The 18,708-nt window shown below is 56.5% G+C and carries 15 protein-coding genes; 3 read left to right on the top strand and 12 right to left on the bottom strand.

The features are described from left to right. The first annotated feature begins 43 nt into the window (after positions 1–43). A complete protein-coding gene (locus BMY90_RS04915) occupies positions 44–1,555 on the top strand; it encodes a hypothetical protein (RefSeq protein WP_139201691.1) in 1,512 nt (503 codons plus the stop codon). Between the two features lie 26 nt (positions 1,556–1,581). Here BMY90_RS04915 and BMY90_RS04910 read toward each other — a convergent pair whose 3' ends face one another. From BMY90_RS04910 to BMY90_RS04860, 12 genes are all read right to left on the bottom strand, one after another. Further along, positions 1,582–2,793 (bottom strand): glycosyltransferase family 4 protein, encoded by a 1,212-nt coding sequence (locus BMY90_RS04910; RefSeq protein WP_217638550.1) that lies wholly within the window; start codon positions 2,791–2,793, stop codon positions 1,582–1,584. A 5-nt stretch (positions 2,794–2,798) separates the two neighbouring features. After that, positions 2,799–3,884 carry a non-hydrolyzing UDP-N-acetylglucosamine 2-epimerase gene (wecB, locus tag BMY90_RS04905; protein WP_281244031.1) on the bottom strand — a complete coding sequence of 362 codons (1,086 nt, stop codon included), beginning with the start codon at positions 3,882–3,884 and terminating at the stop codon, positions 2,799–2,801. Then, positions 3,881–4,990, bottom strand: coding sequence for a glycosyltransferase family 4 protein (locus tag BMY90_RS04900; RefSeq protein ID WP_175481494.1), 1,110 nt, complete (start codon positions 4,988–4,990; stop codon positions 3,881–3,883). The genes wecB and BMY90_RS04900 overlap by 4 nt, the downstream gene beginning before the upstream one ends. Then, complete coding sequence (gene asnB, locus BMY90_RS04895) at positions 4,987–6,855, bottom strand: asparagine synthase (glutamine-hydrolyzing) (protein ID WP_092702110.1); 1,869 nt, start codon at positions 6,853–6,855, stop codon at positions 4,987–4,989. Before asnB ends, BMY90_RS04900 begins: the two co-directional genes overlap by 4 nt. After that, complete coding sequence (locus BMY90_RS17005; protein ID WP_139201690.1) at positions 6,855–8,180, bottom strand: hypothetical protein; 1,326 nt, start codon at positions 8,178–8,180, stop codon at positions 6,855–6,857. Before BMY90_RS17005 ends, asnB begins: the two co-directional genes overlap by 1 nt. A gap of 5 nt (positions 8,181–8,185) precedes the next feature. Then, positions 8,186–9,514: a lipopolysaccharide biosynthesis protein gene (locus BMY90_RS04890; protein WP_092702108.1), complete on the bottom strand. Its 1,329-nt coding sequence runs from the start codon at positions 9,512–9,514 to the stop codon at positions 8,186–8,188. Next, complete coding sequence (locus tag BMY90_RS04885; RefSeq protein ID WP_092702106.1) at positions 9,514–10,614, bottom strand: DegT/DnrJ/EryC1/StrS family aminotransferase; 1,101 nt, start codon at positions 10,612–10,614, stop codon at positions 9,514–9,516. Before BMY90_RS04885 ends, BMY90_RS04890 begins: the two co-directional genes overlap by 1 nt. Further along, entirely contained in the window at positions 10,611–11,198 is a 588-nt protein-coding gene (gene wbpD, locus BMY90_RS04880) for a UDP-2-acetamido-3-amino-2,3-dideoxy-D-glucuronate N-acetyltransferase (RefSeq protein ID WP_092702104.1), read from the bottom strand. The genes BMY90_RS04885 and wbpD overlap by 4 nt, the downstream gene beginning before the upstream one ends. A 10-nt stretch (positions 11,199–11,208) precedes the next feature. Beyond that, positions 11,209–12,162 (bottom strand): Gfo/Idh/MocA family protein, encoded by a 954-nt coding sequence (locus BMY90_RS04875; protein WP_092702102.1) that lies wholly within the window; start codon positions 12,160–12,162, stop codon positions 11,209–11,211. Positions 12,163–12,340: 178 nt separating this feature from the next. Further along, on the bottom strand, positions 12,341–13,621 hold the full coding sequence (gene tviB / locus BMY90_RS04870; protein ID WP_092702100.1) for a Vi polysaccharide biosynthesis UDP-N-acetylglucosamine C-6 dehydrogenase TviB: 1,281 nt from the start codon (positions 13,619–13,621) through the stop codon (positions 12,341–12,343). A gap of 282 nt (positions 13,622–13,903) precedes the next feature. Further along, positions 13,904–16,105, bottom strand: a complete 2,202-nt coding sequence (locus tag BMY90_RS04865) for a polysaccharide biosynthesis tyrosine autokinase (protein ID WP_092702098.1) — start codon at positions 16,103–16,105, stop codon at positions 13,904–13,906. A 47-nt stretch (positions 16,106–16,152) separates the two neighbouring features. Next, positions 16,153–16,644, bottom strand: a complete 492-nt coding sequence (locus BMY90_RS04860; protein ID WP_008212521.1) for a low molecular weight protein-tyrosine-phosphatase — start codon at positions 16,642–16,644, stop codon at positions 16,153–16,155. A 455-nt stretch (positions 16,645–17,099) separates the two neighbouring features. On the opposite strand from BMY90_RS04860, the gene BMY90_RS04855 reads away from it, so the two are divergent. Together BMY90_RS04855 and BMY90_RS04850 are read left to right on the top strand one after the other, a co-directional pair. After that, the gene (locus tag BMY90_RS04855) at positions 17,100–17,396 is read left to right on the top strand and encodes a hypothetical protein (RefSeq protein ID WP_092702096.1); all 297 of its coding nucleotides are present in this window, start codon (positions 17,100–17,102) and stop codon (positions 17,394–17,396) included. Between the two features lie 98 nt (positions 17,397–17,494). Then, positions 17,495–18,604: a polysaccharide biosynthesis/export family protein gene (locus BMY90_RS04850; RefSeq protein WP_092702094.1), complete on the top strand. Its 1,110-nt coding sequence runs from the start codon at positions 17,495–17,497 to the stop codon at positions 18,602–18,604. The last annotated feature ends 104 nt before the right edge of the window (positions 18,605–18,708 follow it).

The following is an 18,708-nucleotide window of genomic DNA, read 5'->3' as shown; positions in this document are numbered from 1 at the left end:
GAACCTCACGGTCCCGGCCCCCATAACTTCCGAAGCCGCCCTTATGCGCATCATCGCGATTCCTCTGGTTGCCCTAGCCATCTTCTTGATTGGCGCTCCGCCATCGGCTAACGCGCGGACGTCTGCCACGCCCCCGCCAACTTCTCCTGATTTCTCATGCACCGGAACCGTGCACGCTCAAGCCATCGGGCTATGGGAACACGCACTGCGCGGTTACTACGGCAACCAGATCAGCAGCGGCTTGAACAAGGAAGGGAACGTCTACGTCCTGTACAATACGCAGGAAGAGCTGCAGCCCTTCGTTGAAATGACCCGGCGTTGCAAAGACCGCCAGCAGATCGCTGAACTGGTCGATGCGCTCAGCCCCGTCTTCGCGTCCCTACGCCCGCTGCCAGACGCACCTGGCACCCGTGGATGGGTTTGTACTGGTGGCAGTACATGTACGCCAGCAAATCATCTGCTCGGCAAAGAGGTGCAACTGTGCAGTGCGCAGTTCCTCGGTTTGCTCGGCGCCGTTGCCACCGATATCGTGGAAACCATACCCACTAGCCAGCGAACTGCCGCAGAAAAAGCCTTTGTGGTCAACGCCGCCACCGCCATGGCTACCCAGGTGGACAACTGGCTGTCACCCACCTACTTCAAGTCGGTGGCTGCGCGTACCCGAATGACATCAGCCGATGCCAAGGATGGACAGTCCACGTATTTCTTCCAGGATCGCGACCTCTGGTTCATGACCATACTGTCCGACCTGGCTGAACTACATGAAACCGGCGTCAAGATGGAAGGCGCAGGGAGGCAAGCATTCCAGTCCTTGCAAACCAAGCACAGCCAGATCGCCGGCATATTCAACCTGTTCCTTACCCGGATCACGCTATTTAATACATCAGGCGACCAACGCGCAGAGATTGATCGCGGCTACTGGCGCAACTATGCCGACTCCAAATACGCCGCCTACAACGCACTCACCAGTCCCGTGTCCTGTCATCAGAACATTTTCGGCGTGATGCAAAAAACCTACCGTGTAAAAAGCAAAGCCGCCTATGTCGACTCAAGTATCGGCTGGGACCTTAGCCACGCCCGCCGCCTGGTACCAGCGCTGGCTTCTTTCGTACGTAATCGCACTAATCTGACCAAGGTCTTCGACTACAGCAACCCCTCGTTCAATCCCTCTAAATTGCAGCGGGCGTTTGCCAATCAGATCGTGGACAAGGTATGGAACAAGGACAGGCAGCACCCTCTGTTCAGCAACTTCTGGGACGGAAGCAACGGGTGGTACCGCGCAGGTTACTCGAACGGAACCGACCAGTGCCGACCAGGCCAGGCTCCATATAGTCTGGCTTGGTCGTATCCGACCGGGGGATATCCGCAATGGGGGGAATTCAATGAAACGCTGCGGTCATTAAACCTGCAGATCTATCGTCTGCTCGACGGGGCCGATACCAAAAAAAGTACGTTCGTCGACAAATACTATTCCCGGCTCCAGATGCCAAAAACACCGGATGCGGCTCAGGAGATCTGGAGCCTGACATTTCTGTCAAGCCTGGTTGGCAACTGAAGATGGTGGTTTGTCGCAACCGGAAGCTATGCAGATACAGCGCGTAGTACATCTTCCATGCGCATTGCTTGTACTTGGCGCGAGTACGCAGGCGCTGCAACTCGCGCAGCATCACGCATTTCTTTCACTTGTAGTGGATCGTCTGCAAGACGACAAATGGCATCTGCCAACGCTTGTGGATCTTCCGGGGGCATGCAGATACCGGCACCCGTTTCTTCTATTATTTCCGTAGCCTCGCCCCGTGGACCGGAAAAAAGCAGCGGAACGCCACTGCCCATCGCCTCAAACATTTTTGCTGGCAGAGTCAATGAAAAGAAGTCATTCGCCTTTAGAGGTATTAGCGCGACACTGCACATATCCCATAATGCCGGCATCATTTCTTTCGGCTGCCTAGGAACCATTCTTACGTTTGTCAGGCGCATAGATTTGGCACGCATCTCGATAGCTTCTCTATTAATACCGGATCCGGCAAAGAAAAAAGCAATATCACTTCGCGCCTCAAGAAGCTTCGCGGCATCCAGAACTTCATTCAAAGCATACGCAAGGCCATGCGTCCCAAGGTAGCCGACAACAAACTTACCTTTCAGATCATAATTGGACGCCATTTCTCTGTCAGAGGAAGATGCCCCATAAAGCGAGAGCTCGACTCCATTTATGACAAGATGAACTTTCCCAGGGTCGATTCCCTTATCAATAATTCCCCTTTGAACACCTTGGGTCACGGCAACGATCGAATCCGCCCTACGATATAAAAATCTCTCCATGCACTCGAATGATCGAATTAGCGCATTACGCCGCATAGCACCCAGCGCGACGATTGAATCAGGCCAAAGGTCGCGAACCTCCAGCACGAAGGGCTTGCGTCGCAATAGCGCAACAGCCATACCACCCAATGCACAGAAAAACTGCGGCGATGTCGCAACGACCACGTCCGGCTTACGTTCGAACATGCCGAAGAACGCGCCGACCACCATGAAGCTCATGAAATCGATCATGCGCTTCAAAAAGCCCTTGTTGGCACTCATATAGGTCTTTACGCGGACGACACGGATTCCATCCATGTCCTCCACCTGCCGCCAACGGTTCTTGTAGCCCGCCATCAACTTTCCTTCCGGAAAGTTCGGCGCGCAGGTGACCACCGTCACTTGGTGTCCTGCCTTGATCCAGTACATCGCATGCTCATAGAGCCGTGCGGTCAGGGCATTGCTTTCCGGCGGAAAATTGTCGGAAAAAAACAATATTCTCATAGCGCTGCAAGACCCGTCACGATCTTAGCGGCGGCATGCCCATCACCATAGGGCTGTATCGAGTCCCCTGCACGCCCTCGCGCCTCAAGCACCGCTATCGCTACCTGCGATGCATTATTGGGGGGGGCCAACCGGTTCCAGCCACCACTTACTAACTCCACCCACTCGGTCTCATCTCGCAATGTCACGCAGGGTACGCGGTGAAAAAATGCCTCTTTCTGCACGCCGCCGGAGTCGGTAGCGATGACAGCAGCAGACTGCTCCAACTGCACCATTTCCATGTAGCCGAGAGGCTCAACCAAGCGTACGGCCCGCTCAAGGGACGATAGCAGCCCCGCCTTGGCCAGCATGCCACGCGTGCGGGGATGAAGTGGCCACACTACGGGCAATTGTCGCCCGACCTCAATGAAGGCATCTACGATCGCTTGTAACCGATGTGGATCATCGGTGTTTTCCGCACGATGAACAGTGACCAATACATAGCCACGGTTCTGCAAGCCCAGCCGCTCGACCGCACTGACTTTCATGCGTTTCGCGCGTTCGCCATGATGCAGTGCCACGTCATACATCACGTCGCCTACCTGATGTATGCGTGCCGCATCAATACCCTCCCGTTGCAGTTGGACCACGCCCTCGTCGGTGGGAGCGAACAACCAACTGGAAATGCGGTCAACAAGAATGCGATTGACCTCTTCGGGCATACGCATGTTGAATGAACGCAGCCCTGCTTCGACGTGTGCCACCGGGATGTGCAATTTGGCCGCTGCCAGAGCACCAGCAAGTGTCGAGTTAGTGTCGCCATAGACCAACATGGCATCGGGCTTCTCATCCAGCAATACACGCTCGATACCCTGGAGCATACGCCCAGTCATTTCGCCATGTTGGCCGCCATGGATATCCAAATGATACGCTGGCGACGCCATGCCAAGTTCCGCGAAAAACACGTCCGACATATTGGCATCGAAGTGCTGCCCGGTATGAACAACCACCTCATGCATGTCTTCGTGCTGAAGCATGGCCGCCGAAACCACGCTGGCCTTGATGAATTGTGGACGAGCCCCTAGAACCGTTACGACCCTCATTGCAATTCCTTGTAGAAGTTGACCAGCTTCTCGGCTTCGGTTGGCCAATTGTATTTTTCCAGCACCGCCTTGCGTCCGGCCTTGCCCATTCGCTGGACCTTGGCTGGATCGTCGACCAGCTCGCGAATCCCTGCGGCAATGGATTGTGGCGACTGCGGGTCGACGCATACGCCGGCCTGCGCCCCATCCACAATTTGTCGCCACAAGGGAAAGTCGGATGCGAGAACGGGAAGTTCGGCGGACATGTATTCGAACATCTTGTTGGGCTGGGCATCCGTATGATTCGGAATCGGCAAGAAAGTAACGACACCGGCCATCGACTCACTCAAAATGCGCTGCATGTCCTTTCGGCCAACCTGGCCTCGATAATCCACCTGCCGCCAGCCCGGCAACGCCTTGATCTCTGCCTCGAACGCCGGCTCAGTGAACTTTCCACATAGGACCAAACGGACATCTGTCACTGCAGGTAGCGCTTGCACCAATGGCTTAAGCCCCCGTACACGCGTGATACCTCCGACATAACATACCTGCCTGCGCCGCTTGACAGCGACTTCCGGGGGCGCGAGCTCATCTGGCATCGGAAAGTTATTGATATCAATAACTCTCGATGTAATACGCCGGTAGCGCTCGGCAATGAACGGCGTTGCCGCCGACACCGCGAAGAACCAGCGCGCACCGATATACTCCAGTGCCTCGGCTCCAGCTGCCACCCAACGCCTCGCCCAGGCGGGGATCCATTCCTTGTCGAGAATGTCTCGCGGCAGGTCCTCGTGTACATCGTAGATCACTCGCTTTCCAGTCAGCCTGAGCAACATCCCGTATGGAATCAGCTCCGGATCATGGAAGTGGTAGATATCGGCATTCAACCTGCTTGCCATGCGATAACAACGCCACCCCTGCTTGAACATGCGCGCCAAGCGCCCAGCGGGCCGCGGCAAAACATGCATAGTCACCCTCTGTGCCGCCGCCTTCGCGACCGCATCGGTCGGTGCCGTGATGACCAGATGCACCTCGTACCCCGCATCAGCCAATGAGACACATTCCTTGGCGAATATGCGGATATCCAGGCCTTGATGGGCCGATGACATGTGACATACGCGGATCATGCTGCCGGTTCCAGGCGATTCGGTGCGCGCACCGGTTCGGCCAGCCATGCCAGCATCAAGGCCTCGTCCAGTAAATTTCTGTCATTGCTCAATCGCTCATTCGTTAGATGCCGATCGATATCAAGTTTCGGCTTGAGGTGCGCGGCCAATGCGCCACGATGGTCCTGGATCCGTCGGCGCAGGCTCGCTCCTATACCGCCTTCGATCCACGATTGGGTGACGTCGAATCCACGCTTCCGCCGATTGAGCCTGATGAAGTCCGGCACTGTGCCTTTATCGATGCTGCGCAACGCCCATTTGCCGAACCCTTTGGCAATCTTCAGCCGCGCAGGCAACGCAAGGGCAAGCTCCACCAGTCGGTAGTCCATGAATGGCAATCGGGTTTCCAAGCCATGCGACATCGAGTTGCGGTCCTCGTAGCGCAGCAGGCTGGGAATGCTCCAGCGCTGAACATCCTCGATCTGCCGCACGCTGAGCGCAGTGCCACCGTCACCCCACAGATTGATTGCCGGCGATTGCCAGTCCAGCAACTGGAACTCGAACGGTCGGCGGTTGCTGTAGCGACTCAGCCCTTGCCAGTACATGCGCGCCTGCCTGGCCTCATGCAACAGCATAAGGCCCAACGACCAGGCGAAATGGACCGCACCACGGGGATCATGCCGACTCAATGCATCCCGCAGTGCGACCACGAAAAACTTGCGATACCCCGCAAATGACTCATCGCCCCCCTGCCCCCCCAGGAGAACTTTGAAGCCGGCTTGATGAACGGTGCGGAAGACCTCGTTCTGGGCCAGCACACTGAGACCGCCGAATGGCGCTTCCTGGGACACAAACGTGCGCTCGAGCAAAGCATCCAGTTCGTTCGCATCGAACTTGGGCCAGATGAATTCGGCACCAATGCCAACCCGCTTCGCAAAGTCAGCCACCACCGGTCCTTCGGATTCCGCCGCGTCCGGGGCGCCGTACGTGAAGCCCTTCAAATCCGCGACACGCCTCGAGGCCAGCGCGGCAATGCTTGAGGAATCGAGCCCACCACTGAGTGAAACAGCCAGTGGGACGTCGCTGCGCAGCCTCAACTGAACGGCGCTCTCCAGAACCAGCCGGCACTCTTCCAGAAGCTGCTGATCGGTGCACGATGTGAGTGTAGCCGCTCGCTTGACGACAGCATGGCGTAAGTCATACCACTGCCCCTCCGTAACATCGAGGCCAGCATCCGAGATCTGAACCTTTACCCAGCAGCCCGGTGGAACAGCATGCACCTGTCGGAACGGTGCGCCGGATTCCGGCAATTCGAATGCCTTGTAGCGCGCGCCGCGCGCGCAGTAATCGAGATCGATTTCAGCTCCGACGTCAGTGGCGACACTCGCCACCGAGGAAGAGAAAACCAGCCCGCCATTCGGCAAGCGCCCCCATAGCAAGGGCTTGACTCCATAGCGGTCACGCACCAGCCATAGCTCGCCAGTGCGTTTGTTGAACACGGCAAAGGCAAACATTCCATTCAGACGGGAAAGCGCCTCAACGCCCCATTGCGCCCACGCTTGCAGCAGGACCTCAGTATCGCTGTCGCTTTCGAACACCCGCCCCAGAGAGATCAGCTCCCTGCGTAACTCGAGGTAGTTGAATATCTCGCCGTTGTAAGTAATCAACCAATCTGAATCACGGTCGCGCATCGGCTGACGCGCCCGCACCGTCAGATCGATAATCGAAAGACGCGAATGCAGCAAAGCCACTGAATGTCCATGCACCAACTCGCTCTCGACTCCATTCGCATCAGGCCCCCGCCGTTCAATAAAAGATAGTGATGAAAAAGTTTCTCTCTCGGCCACAAATGAAGAGTGAAAAATATATCCAGCAATACCACACATCAGAAATTCACCCTAGCTTTCTTCGATACCACACTAGAAACTCGCCTCCAGCGAGAGGTCATGACCCATAGTGCAACAACTGCCACCACATATCCTCCAGTAAGCAAGGATGTCAATAACGACGTATTTGTAATACTGAACGCAAAGCCAAACAGCAAACCCTCCACCACGCCACTTGGCATGCGCTCGTCCACGAAACCGTCAACGACCCTCAAAGATAGCGCCAGAATTAAGCTGTATACTGGAACCCCGATGACTCCAAAGTTAGAAAATGCATCGGCGATCCATCCGACATTCGGCGAAAACACCCTACCCCAATAAAACTTGGAAATCACTATAATAATAGATTCATTATAGGAAGAACCAAATAGCTTACCCACTGTTCCTTGCAACAAACCCAAAGGGTGAGTTGAAAAATAATTGAAGTACAAACTATGGATAGCAGATGGAGTAACAAACACCCTATCCACGATAGCAATACTAAACACAACCCCAACCAGTGACAACAAAATCAAACAACACAAAGCAACCGATACACCCATGACAGCGCTTCTAAAAAGATTAATTTTTCCCATAAAAAGAACAAGAAACACAATGACAAAAGGCAAAAATATGAAAGCCTTGAAGTTCGTCATCCCAAATAACATCACCTGCATCAGAATAACCAAAAAAACGCCACACATAGACTTAATTAAAGAACGCCCCCTAATACTCAAAGAGTAGGTAAGAATGGCCATATTTAAAACATATGCTACCCACGGTATAAAATATCCCGACAACGGAAATTCATGCTTACTCAAACCCGCCCTTACCTTATAAACCTGCGAAAAGTCGAAATTTATTCTCTGAATTCCACCGGTCGCCACCAAGCCAACATACACATAAAATATAATCGCCACTGCCAGAAATATAAAAAATCTCCTAACCTCAATACTCAACAATGGAAGTCTAATAGATGGAATTACATTTATAGAAAGAACAGCACCGCCATAACCAAGAAAAACCAATGCAAGCTGCCATGTCGGATAATTCAAATAGCCGTACAATACACAAAATGGCACAACTATCATCAGAAGCTGGATTAGCATCACAAAGCGGCTCGCCCTCTTCGCCACTCCTATTGACCTAAAGAGAAAGACAGCAACACAGGTCACAACATATGATAGTGCGACCTTGACATAATTAACCGAACCACCAGTTGTCTGCGCGATCTGCACTTCATAACCATGAAGAGGCAAAATAAACCGCACAAAAATAATCGACAACAGCGTCTCGTATATGCATACGAGAAGGATATCCAATATGCTGGATTTCTTCAGCGCCATCTAATTTATCTCAAATCCTGATGACCACCACGCCCTTTTCGAAGGCGCGACTCAACAACCATAACAAGAACTATCAAATAAATAAGATACGCAAATACTCCCGCCCCCGACATGCATGCAACCATTGGCAACAATGTCCACTTCATGTATCGCGCTAGCAAAAATGCGCCCACGAATAAAAGCACCGCAGCCACGTCATAAAACAATTTAAACTCCTGTACCTGTAAGACGGACAACAGGCGACTAAGCGAACTAACTATCAATGCAACATATAACCAAGGAGAAATTGTCGCCGCAATCCATCCAGCTTCGCTCCATGCCTGACCGAAGACTGTTGCCATTAACCATGGCGCTAGCGTTACCACACCTGCCATGGGCAATAACCCGAATAGACTCAACCTACCCATCATCATGTAGAAAAGACGACGCCCACGCGCGTGATCTTGTTCTGCTATAGCACGCGCCAACTCCACCTGAAATACATCGCCAACAGCGGCACCGATTTGTGTGTTCGGAATTCCCACCATTGCACGCGCTAGTCCGAACCAACCCGCCGCCGAAGGGCCATACAGGGTGGCGATCATTGGCACTGGCAGGGTCGCCGCAAACTGATTAACGAGAGTTGAAGGCATTTCCAGAATCGGAAACTTCAGGTAACGCTTCATGGTCGCTTTCAACATTTCTTGAGTAATCGGAATAGGTCGACTAGGCGCGAAATGACTGTGTACCGAACGGTAAAGAGCCGCAGCAGGCCCCCAGGCGCCAGCCAATTCAGCCGCAAACAGTCCAGACACACCTGCGCCTAGCGCCCCAAAACCAATACGCGTGATGGCGTTTGCCGCAGAACGCGCCATGGTAGCTTTGGTGATGCGACTCACCAGACCTGCGCGCAGTCCCCATGAGCGGCAAACCATGAATTGCCCATAGCCGAAAAGTATAATCATGACCGCTATCGGCGACCACCACGGTAATAACCCAAATCCAAGAATATTTGCATTCCACAAAATGGCAAGAATCAGCATGGAAATAATCGATGTACCAACAACGCAAATCATCGCCAATCGATTGATCACATGCGATTCGGCATCGTTCTGTGCGTTTAATAATGCGTATTCGTAACGCAATGAAAGCGACGGCGCACAGAAGTTAAAAAATGCCAGAAACAGCGAGATCACACCTATTTCGGATGGTGTGTATAACCGTGTCACGGCAGGCATTACGCAGACTGTAATTGCTTGTGCAGCCGCAGTGCCGCTGGCCAAAGTAACGATGCTGCGTGCCACCCGGCCTTTCGGTAATATTCCTTCTACGCGTTGCCACCATGAGGCAATCATCAGCCGCTCACTTCCTCGCGCACGATCAACGATTCCACCACGGCAACAACGCTGTTTTCAGCATGATACGGATGCATCGGCAAACTCATCACTTTTTCGGCAACAGCATCACCTACTGGCAATTTGACATTGATATCAGCTACCGCTGGCTGACGATTAAGCGGAATAGGGTAATGCACAGCGGTCGGAATTCCGGCTGCTTTCAGCTTCTCTTGTATTTGCGCTCGCTGATCAACCTGAATCGTATATTGCGCCCAGGCACTGCGGTTGTGTGGTTCCACATGCGGTGTGGTGGTCACTCCGGCTTTACTCAGTAACTCCCCATAGGTTTGAGCCACATGTTGGCGGGCTTCCATCTCCTCATCGAGGATCTCCAGCTTCGGCAGCAAAATCGCCGCCTGCAGCGTATCCAGCCGGCTGTTCACCCCCACGCGCACATGGTGATATCGCCGATCCTGCCCATGTCGCGCAATCTGGCGCATGACTTTGGCCAGCTCGTCGTCATTGGTAAAGATGGCGCCACCGTCCCCATAGCAACCCAGCGGCTTGCTGGGAAAGAAGCTGGTACAGGCAATCGTGGTGAGATTGCAGCTTTTGCGCCCCTTGTAGGTGGCGCCGAAACTTTGTGCCGCGTCCTCGATCACCGGGATGCCATGCTTCTCCGCAATCGCGTTGATGGCATCGAAGTCGGCGCACTGGCCATACAGTGATACCGGAATGATGGCCTTCGTCTTTGGCGTAATGGCCGCTTCGAGCAGCGCAGGATCCAGGCTATAGGTGCGCGGATCGATGTCCACGTACACCGGCTTGGCACCCAATAGTGCCACGGTCTCTGCGGTGGCAATGTAGGTGAAGCCTGGCGTGATGACTTCATCGCCGGGGCCGATGCCCAGCGCCATCTGGGCAATCTGCAGCGCATCGGTGCCGTTGGCGCAGGTGATGCAGTACCTGGCGCCCACATAGGCCGCCAGCTTTTCCTCCAGCTCAGCCACTTCCGGCCCGAGAATGTAATGACCATGCGCCAACACGCGCTGGATGCCCGCATCGATCTTGTCCTTGATGCGCGCTTGTTGTGCTTTGAGGTCGCAGAACTCGATCATTTAGATGTACCCAGCTTTTGGAGTTGCATGCCCTTGAGCACATAACGCGCCCCTGTGTGCTTGCACACGGCTTCGCCTTCGCCTTGCAGCGGCAGTTCGAGCTGCTCGCCAAACTCGCTCATCCAACCGATCTGGCGCGCTGGCACACCCACCATCAGCGCGTACGCGGGCACATTCTTGTTGACCACTGCGCCCGCACCCACGAAGGCGAATTCGCCGATGGTGATGCCGCAAACGATGGTGCAGTTGGCGCCCAGCGTGGCGCCCTTCTTCACCAGGGTATTGCGGTACTCGTCCTTGCGCTCGATCAGCGAGCGGGGGTTGTAGACATTGGTGAACACCATGCTCGGGCCACAGAACACGCCTTCTTCCAGCGTCACGTCGTCGTACACCGACACGTTGTTCTGGATCTTGCAGCGGTCGCCGATTACCACTTTGTTGCCGACGAATACGTTCTGCCCCAGCGACACGCCCTGGCCGATACGCGCACCGCCGCAAACATGGACGAAGTGCCATACCCGCGAACCTTCGCCGATCTGTGCTCCGTCATCGACAATGGCACTTGGGTGCTGATAGTGGGTCATGGTGCCTGCCTCAACGGCTGATGTTCTTGAGGAACGGGTGATAGTCGCCCTGCAACCCCAGCGGCTGCGCATTGCGAATCGTCGATACCGCCGTGATCGCCGTGCGGTTGTCCTCCAATCCATAGCCCTGGCCAGCCAGGATGCGCTCATAAGTGCGCGTATGCAGGTCCGTGAAACCGCCGGAAAACTCGATTTCCTCACCATCGACAGTGATCGAGCGATAGGTACGCTGACCCGCTTCGCGCTGTGCAGCCGGCACATCATTGATGTCCACCGACAGGAACCAGCGCACGCGGGCGTGCTCGTATTCCAGATAGCCGGCGGCCTTGGTGTCGGCAGAGTGGTGCACCAGGTTGCTTTGCAGGTCACCGAAAATGAAATGCAGCATGTCGAAGAAATGCACGCCGATATTGGTGGCGATACCACCCGATTTCTTGAGATCGCCCTTCCACGACTGCAGGTACCAATGCCCACGCGAGGTGATGTAGCTCAGGTCGACTTCATGCTTGGTATCGTTTCCGGCTGCACGAACCTTGTCGCGCAGCGCGACGATGGCCGGGTGCACGCGCAGTTGCAGGATGGTGTTGACCTTGCGCCCTGTATCGCGCTCGATGTCCTGCAGGGCGTCGATGTTCCACGGGTTGAGCACCAGCGGCTTTTCACAGATCGCATCCGCGCCGGAACGCAACGCGAAACGCATGTGCGAGTCATGCAGGTAGTTGGGCGAACAGATCGAGATATAGTCGAGCTTGTTGCCGTGGTTGGAGCGATGCAGCTTGTCCACGTGACGATCGAAGCGCTCGAACTCGGTGAAGAAGTCCGCGTCCGGAAAATGACTGTCGATGATGCCAACCGAGTCGTTGGGGTCATAGGCCGCTACCAGCGTATTGCCGGTGTCCTTGATCGCTTGCATATGGCGCGGGGCGATGTAGCCGGCAGCACCGATCAAACCGAATTTCTTCATTGATACAGACTCCATAGAATATGAGTGAGAGGCAGCGGGGCAGCTTTTAAGTCACTGGACCCCAGCCTTCGCTGGGGTGACGAGCACCCTCAAGATGCCTGGCACATATCGAGATCTTCGAAACAACCTCCAGTTGTCGATGAGTTCTTCGCGCACCGGCAACGAAAGGCCAAAAAACTCAAAGGCGGCCGTCGACTTCATCCTTGGGCAGAATGCCCTTGATGTCGTAAAGCACGGCACGCCCATTGGCCAACGCACGCACGCCTGCGCTGCCGCCGGCCTTGAACTCGTCATGCGCCACGGCAATCACTACGGCGTCGTAGGTACCCGGTTCGGGAGCGTGTGGCAGCAGGTCCAGACCGTATTCGGCCTTGGCTTCAGCTGCGTCAGCCCATGGATCGTAGATATCCACCTGGGCGCCGAAGCTCTCGAATTCCTTTACCAGATCCACCACACGGGTATTGCGCAGATCCGGGCAGTTTTCCTTGAACGTCAGGCCCAGAATCAGCACACGGCTGTTCTTGATGGCATGACCCTTGCCGATCATCAGTTTCACCACTTCGCTGGCCACGTGCTGGCCCATGGCATCGTTGATGCGTCGACAGGCAAGCAGGATGTCCGGGTAGTAACCCACCGATTGTGCCTTCTGGATCAGGTAGTACGGATCCACGCCGATGCAATGCCCGCCGACCAGGCCCGGTCGAAACGGCAGGAAGTTCCACTTGGTGCCCGCCGCTTCCAGTACGTCGGTGGTGTCGATGCCCAGGCGGTGGAAGATCAGGGCGAATTCGTTGATCAGCGCGATATTGGCATCGCGCTGGGTGTTTTCGATGACCTTGGCGGCCTCGGCCACCATCAGGCTGGACGCCTTGTGCGTGCCGGCGGTGATGATGCGGCGGTACAGCGCATCAACGAAATCAGCGGCTGCTGGGGTAGAGCCAGAGGTGATCTTGGGAATCGTGGTGAGTCGGCGCTGCTTGTCACCCGGATTGATGCGCTCGGGGCTGTAGCCCACGGTAAAGTCGACGTTGAACCTCAGGCCAGAGACACGCTCCAGCTCGGGCACACAGATTTCTTCAGTGGCACCGGGATACACCGTGGACTCGTAAATCACCACGTCACCACGCTTGAGCACCTTGCCGATGGACTGGCTGGCCTTGATCAACGGGGTGAAATCGGGGCGTTTGATCTCGTCCACCGGCGTCGGCACGGTAACGATGAACACCGTGCAATCACACAAGGCTTCAAGATCGGTGGTGTAGCGAAGCTTGCTTGCAGAAGCCAGCTCTTCGGCCGAGGTTTCCTGGGTATGGTCGACTCCGGCACGCAGTTGCTCGATGCGCGCGGCATGGATGTCGAAACCCATTACGTCGAATTGCTTGCCGAATTCCACGGCCAGCGGCAGGCCGACGTAACCCAAGCCAATGATGGCGATCTTCGCGTTGTCCAGTGACTGCATGAGGCTTCCGTTGGGTGATGTTCGAAGGGGAATCCGTTCGTTCTGGTAGGAGACGGACGGAGGACTGTTGGTCAATCAAGCATGGCTGGGAATGATGGGCTTGAAATGTTTCATGGCGAGCGTGTGACCTGGTATTTCTTGAGCGTTGTGCACTGGAATTTAAGGGGCTTTATCTCACCCCAAAGCTTTACCCCTCCCCAGCCCTCCCCTGCAGGCAGGGGAGGGAGTTAAGGGCGCCGCAGCCCTCCCCCTGCTTGCGAGGGAGGGAGTTAACGGCGGGAGTTATTTGGCGGTTTTGTATTCGTAGTAGCCGTAGGAGTAGTAGCCGGCGCTGCGTTTTTCCACTGCGTTGAAGATGGCGCCCTTGATCTCCACGCCGTTTTGCTCGAAGCGCTGTTTGGCCAGTGCTATTTCGCGCGCCTGATTCAGGCCGAAGCGCACCACCAGCAAGCTGGTGCCGGCATGGTGGCCGATCACGGCGGCGTCGGTTACGGCCAGGATCGGTGGCGTATCGATGATGATCAGGTCGTAAAGCGGCATCACCTGCTTAAGCAGGGCGGTGAACCCGGAGTGCATCAGCAGCTCGGACGGATTCGGCGGCACCTTGCCGCGGGCGATGAAGTGCAGGCTGTCCAATCCTGTCACGGGGCGAATGGCTGCGGCCAGTTCGAGCTGCCCGGAGATCAATTCGGACAGACCGTTTTCGGCACGCCCACCCAGGACCTTGTGCTGGCTACCCTTGCGCATGTCTGCGTCGATCAGCAACACCTTTTGCCCCGCCTGGGCGATGACTGCGGCCAGGTTGGCCGACACAAAGGTTTTGCCGGCTCCGGGGCTGGAGCCGGAGATCATCAGCAGGTTGTTCTTCGCTTCCAGCCGGGCGAAATGCAGGCTGGTACGCAGGCTGCGCAAGGCTTCGGTGGCCAAGTCCGCGGGGTCGGTCACGGCCAGCAGATGTTGTCGCCCGTCGCCGTGCTGATGTGTGCCGCGCAACGAAATATCGCGTTCCTTGTCGCTCTGCGGGATGGAGGCATACACCGGCAAGCCCAGTTGCTCGATATCGGCGGGATCTTCCACGCCGCGGTTCAGCATCTGGCGAAGGAAGATGAAAGCAATCGCCAGGAAACCACCCAGGAACGTGCCGCCCAACACGATAATGGCCTTCTTCGGCTTTACCGGGTGGGTGACATCGACGGCGGCTGTATCCACCACTCGCACATTGCCCACGGTGCCGGCGCGAGCAATTTCCAGTTGCTGCGCCTGGTTAAGCAAACCGGTATAGGTGCTGTCACTGACCTGCACATCGCGCGTCAAGCGCAGCAGTTCCTGTTGGGTATCCGGCAGGCTTCCCACCTGCTTTTCCATGCCCGCTTTCTGCGCCTGCAACTGGCCAATCTGCTGCATCAAGGCCTTGTAGGCCGGGTGATCCTTGGTGAAGCGGCGCTCCATGTCCGCCTTCTGCATGTCCAGTTGCTGGATGCTGGTTTCAACCGCCACGATCTGGTCGAGCAAACCCTTGGTCTGCAGCGTGATATCGACGGAATGGGCCTTGGTCTGGAATGCATTCAAGGCTGCCTGGGCCTTCTCCAGCTTTTCACGCACGATCGGCATTTGTTCCTTGACGAACTGCAGGCTGTTGGCCGCTTGTGCCGAGTTGCGATCCACGTTCTGGCGCACGTAGGCCTGCTCGACCTGGTCCAGCACATCGGTTGCCAGCTGCGGATCGGCATTGTCGTAGGTCAAGGCGATGATGCCGGAATCCTTGCCCTGCTCGCTGGCATTGATTTTCTGTGCAAGATCACTAACCGTCGTCAGATCCCGATTACGTACCACATCGAAACGCATTCCCGGGTTGGCTGCCAAGGTTTTCACCTGCATGGTGACGCCATGGCCCTTGGCCACCTGCCCCACTTGACCGCGCAGCAGCAGGTTATCGTCGTCATCCAGTACGGTGTAGGCACCGTGCTCACCCGCGATCAGGGTCAGGTGCTTGCCCAGCAAGCCATTTGGCACATCCAGTTGAAACACATCCAACTTGGAGCCACCCCAGTCGTCACGACTGAGGCCCAGCCATGGCGAGGCTACGTCACCGGGCTGGGCTGGCGAGTAACGACGCGCCATGAAATTGCCAATCAGCGGAAACCGGTGCGGCGTCACCACCACGTTGAGATTGAGCTTGTCCACCGCCTTGCTGATCACCGAGCGCGAAGTGATGATCGCAATCTCGGTAGTCGCCTCGGAACTGGAGGCACCCAGGGTCTGGCTAATCGCGCTCAGCCCAGGCAGATCAGGCACCTTCTGCTCCACCTGCACCATGGCGTTGGCTTGGTAAATCGGCGTGGCCAGGATGGCGTAAGCCACACTGAGCACGCAGAACACCGCCGTCACCACGATGATCAACCATTTGTGGTCGAGCAAGGTTCCCAGCAGAGCGTTCAGGTCGATTTCGTCGTCGTTCGAGGTCGTGCTTTGCGCAGCTGCCATGGAATTCGCTTTTCGGCTGAAAGGGCTAAAAGTGTGCGACACGTTGATTACAGGTAGGGCAGCCAGCCACGGACGCCTTGATCGATCAGCGCATAGACGTGCTCGAACGCCGGGCGCTGCTGTCGATATGGATCAGGAATATCCCGCGCTTCCCCCCACTTGTCGAGCAGGAACATCTTGCCGCTGGCCTCGGGGGCCAGTTGTGCAAGCGTGGTCAGGTGGCTTTTTTCCATGCCGAGGATGAGATCGGATTCGCGCAGCATTCCCGGCGTCACCTGGCGCGCGCGATGCACGGAGCCATCCACGCCCCGCTCCCCCATGACCTGCAGGGCGGTCGCGTCCATGGGGTAGTCGCGCATGGCGGAAATGCCGGCGCTGCCCACCTCGATGCCGCGGTGGGCCAACTGCTGCCGAAAGAGGTATTCGGCTGTGGGGCTGCGGCAGATGTTGCCAACGCAGACCGTCAATATCCTTTTGAACACCTTGACTTGACTCTCCGAATCATCGCCGGCGCAGGTGCAAAGCGACACGGCAGCCATTCCATTGACCGTCGTTCCGAGGAAGCACCGTTTCGGCATGGCTTGGGTTGTAGCCGGCATCTCCCCCTGATAACGCGAGATTCCGGCCGTTCGCACTGTTTGTGCAGTGCAACAGAATATGCGACAGCTTGTATCCAAGAAAGGTCTGGGTAACCAGCTTTTGGTTCGTCATTCCTGAGCAAGCAGGAATCCAGTGCCTTGTGCCTTGTGTCTGCTGGCTTGGAGGCACTGGATCCCAGCCTGCGCTGGGATGACGAGCTAAACGCTCAGACCATACTCAACCGGCTGCGTTGTATCCTGCCAAAGTCGGTTATGGTACCCGACCAAGCGGCAAAGTTTCGCATGAAACTGGCCTGGCAAGCTGAATGCGTGCCCCATCGGTGTCAAAACTGCAAGACAACCGCGACACAGTTATGGTTATACTTCCCCAACTATCACGGCACGGAGCTCCTACCATGAAAACACTGCTCATCGCACTGTTGGCCACGGGATTGGCTAGCCAGGCTTTCGCCCAGGCGCCTTCTTCACCGAGCCCGGCTGCGCCTGCACCTTCTGCTGCAGCCACCGTCCCTGGCGCAAACACCGCAGGCCAAGCGTCGAAGGGCGCGCTGACCGCCGTCTATATCGGCATGGGCGCCACGGCTGTAGCCGTGCTTGCTGGCGCTACCAGCAGCAGCAACCACGGTAACGAGAACAATGGCGGCGGCGGCACTGGCCCCGGCGGCACCACCGGCACCACTGGTACGAACTAAGTTCGTCGCGCCGTGATGATTGCATGAACAGCCGTGCCGGATGCGTCCGGCACGGTTTTTCGTGCCTGATTGCAAAGCAGAAAAGGTAGCTGCTCGCCATGAAGATACTCCCGCTCCTGACCCTTGCCGCCTCCGTCAGCCTGCTGGCTGGCTGCATCTGGGCACCCGGTCAGCACATGTCCACCGGCAAGCTGGTGCGCGACGGCAACGCCGACAACAGCCACGTCCAGCTCGTGCAGATCACGCCGAAGCTGCTGGCGATGGACCAGGCCTCCGAGCAAAGTGCCGCCGTACCGCCCGCGCTGCTGGCCTATCAGCCCCAGCCTTACCGCATCGGTGCGGGCGACACGCTGTACATCACGGTGTGGGATCACCCCGAGCTGACCTCGCCGGCCGGCCCACAGCAGCAGCCGCTGGCCAACGGCCGCCTGGTGCGCTCCGACGGCACGTTGTTCTACCCGTATGTGGGCCAGCTCAAGGTCGAGGGCATGACCATCGAGCAGTTGCGCCAGGCCATCAGCAACAAACTGGCCACCTATATCGAGAAGCCGCAGGTGGATGTCAGCGTGATCGGCTACGGCAGCCAACACGTGACGTTGAGCGGCGCATTTGTGAAAACCGATCCACAGCCGATTACTGCGGTCCCACTGACGCTGGCACAAGCTATTGGAGTAGCCACGATCAACACCCAGGATGCCAACCTGTCCAATCTGGTGTTGACCCGCGATGGTCAGACTTACCACATCAATCTGGACAAGCTCGATCATGGCAAGGATCTGGCTCGTGCCATCTATCTGAAGCCTGGCGATCGCCTGTACCTGCCCTACAACGATCGCCAGGAAGCCTACGTGCTGGGTGAAGTTACCCACCCGATGGCTATTCCATTCAAGACCTCCGATCTGACCCTGACCCAGGCGCTCGGGCGGGCCGGTGGCCTTAGCCAGACCACCTCCAAGGGCAAATCGGTGTACGTGATTCGCGGGGCGAAGAATATCGAGAATGAGCCCGCGACCGTATACCAGCTGAATGCACATTCGCCGGCCGCTTTCGCACTCGCCGATCATTTCCAGGTGCAGCCTGGCGACGTGGTGTTCGTGGGCGCAGCCGGGGTCACCCGCTGGAACCGTTTCCTGAGTCAGGTACTGCCGCTGACCAGCGCGCTGAGTGCGGCTGCCTCTTCGCACTACTATCTCGACAAGAGCAACTGATTGTCCGCGCCGCCGTTTGGCGGCGCGTATCAACAGGCACGCGTCCTCGCATGGCCGCGTGAACCGATCTTCCGAGGAACAAGGAATCCACGGCTTGTCACCGG

Origin of the sequence: Rhodanobacter glycinis, assembly GCF_900114325.1 — a bacterium.
Taxonomy (GTDB): domain Bacteria; phylum Pseudomonadota; class Gammaproteobacteria; order Xanthomonadales; family Rhodanobacteraceae; genus Rhodanobacter_A; species Rhodanobacter_A glycinis.
The sequence above is the reverse complement of the archived record's forward strand: the minus strand, read 5'-3'. Positions and strand labels throughout refer to the sequence as shown.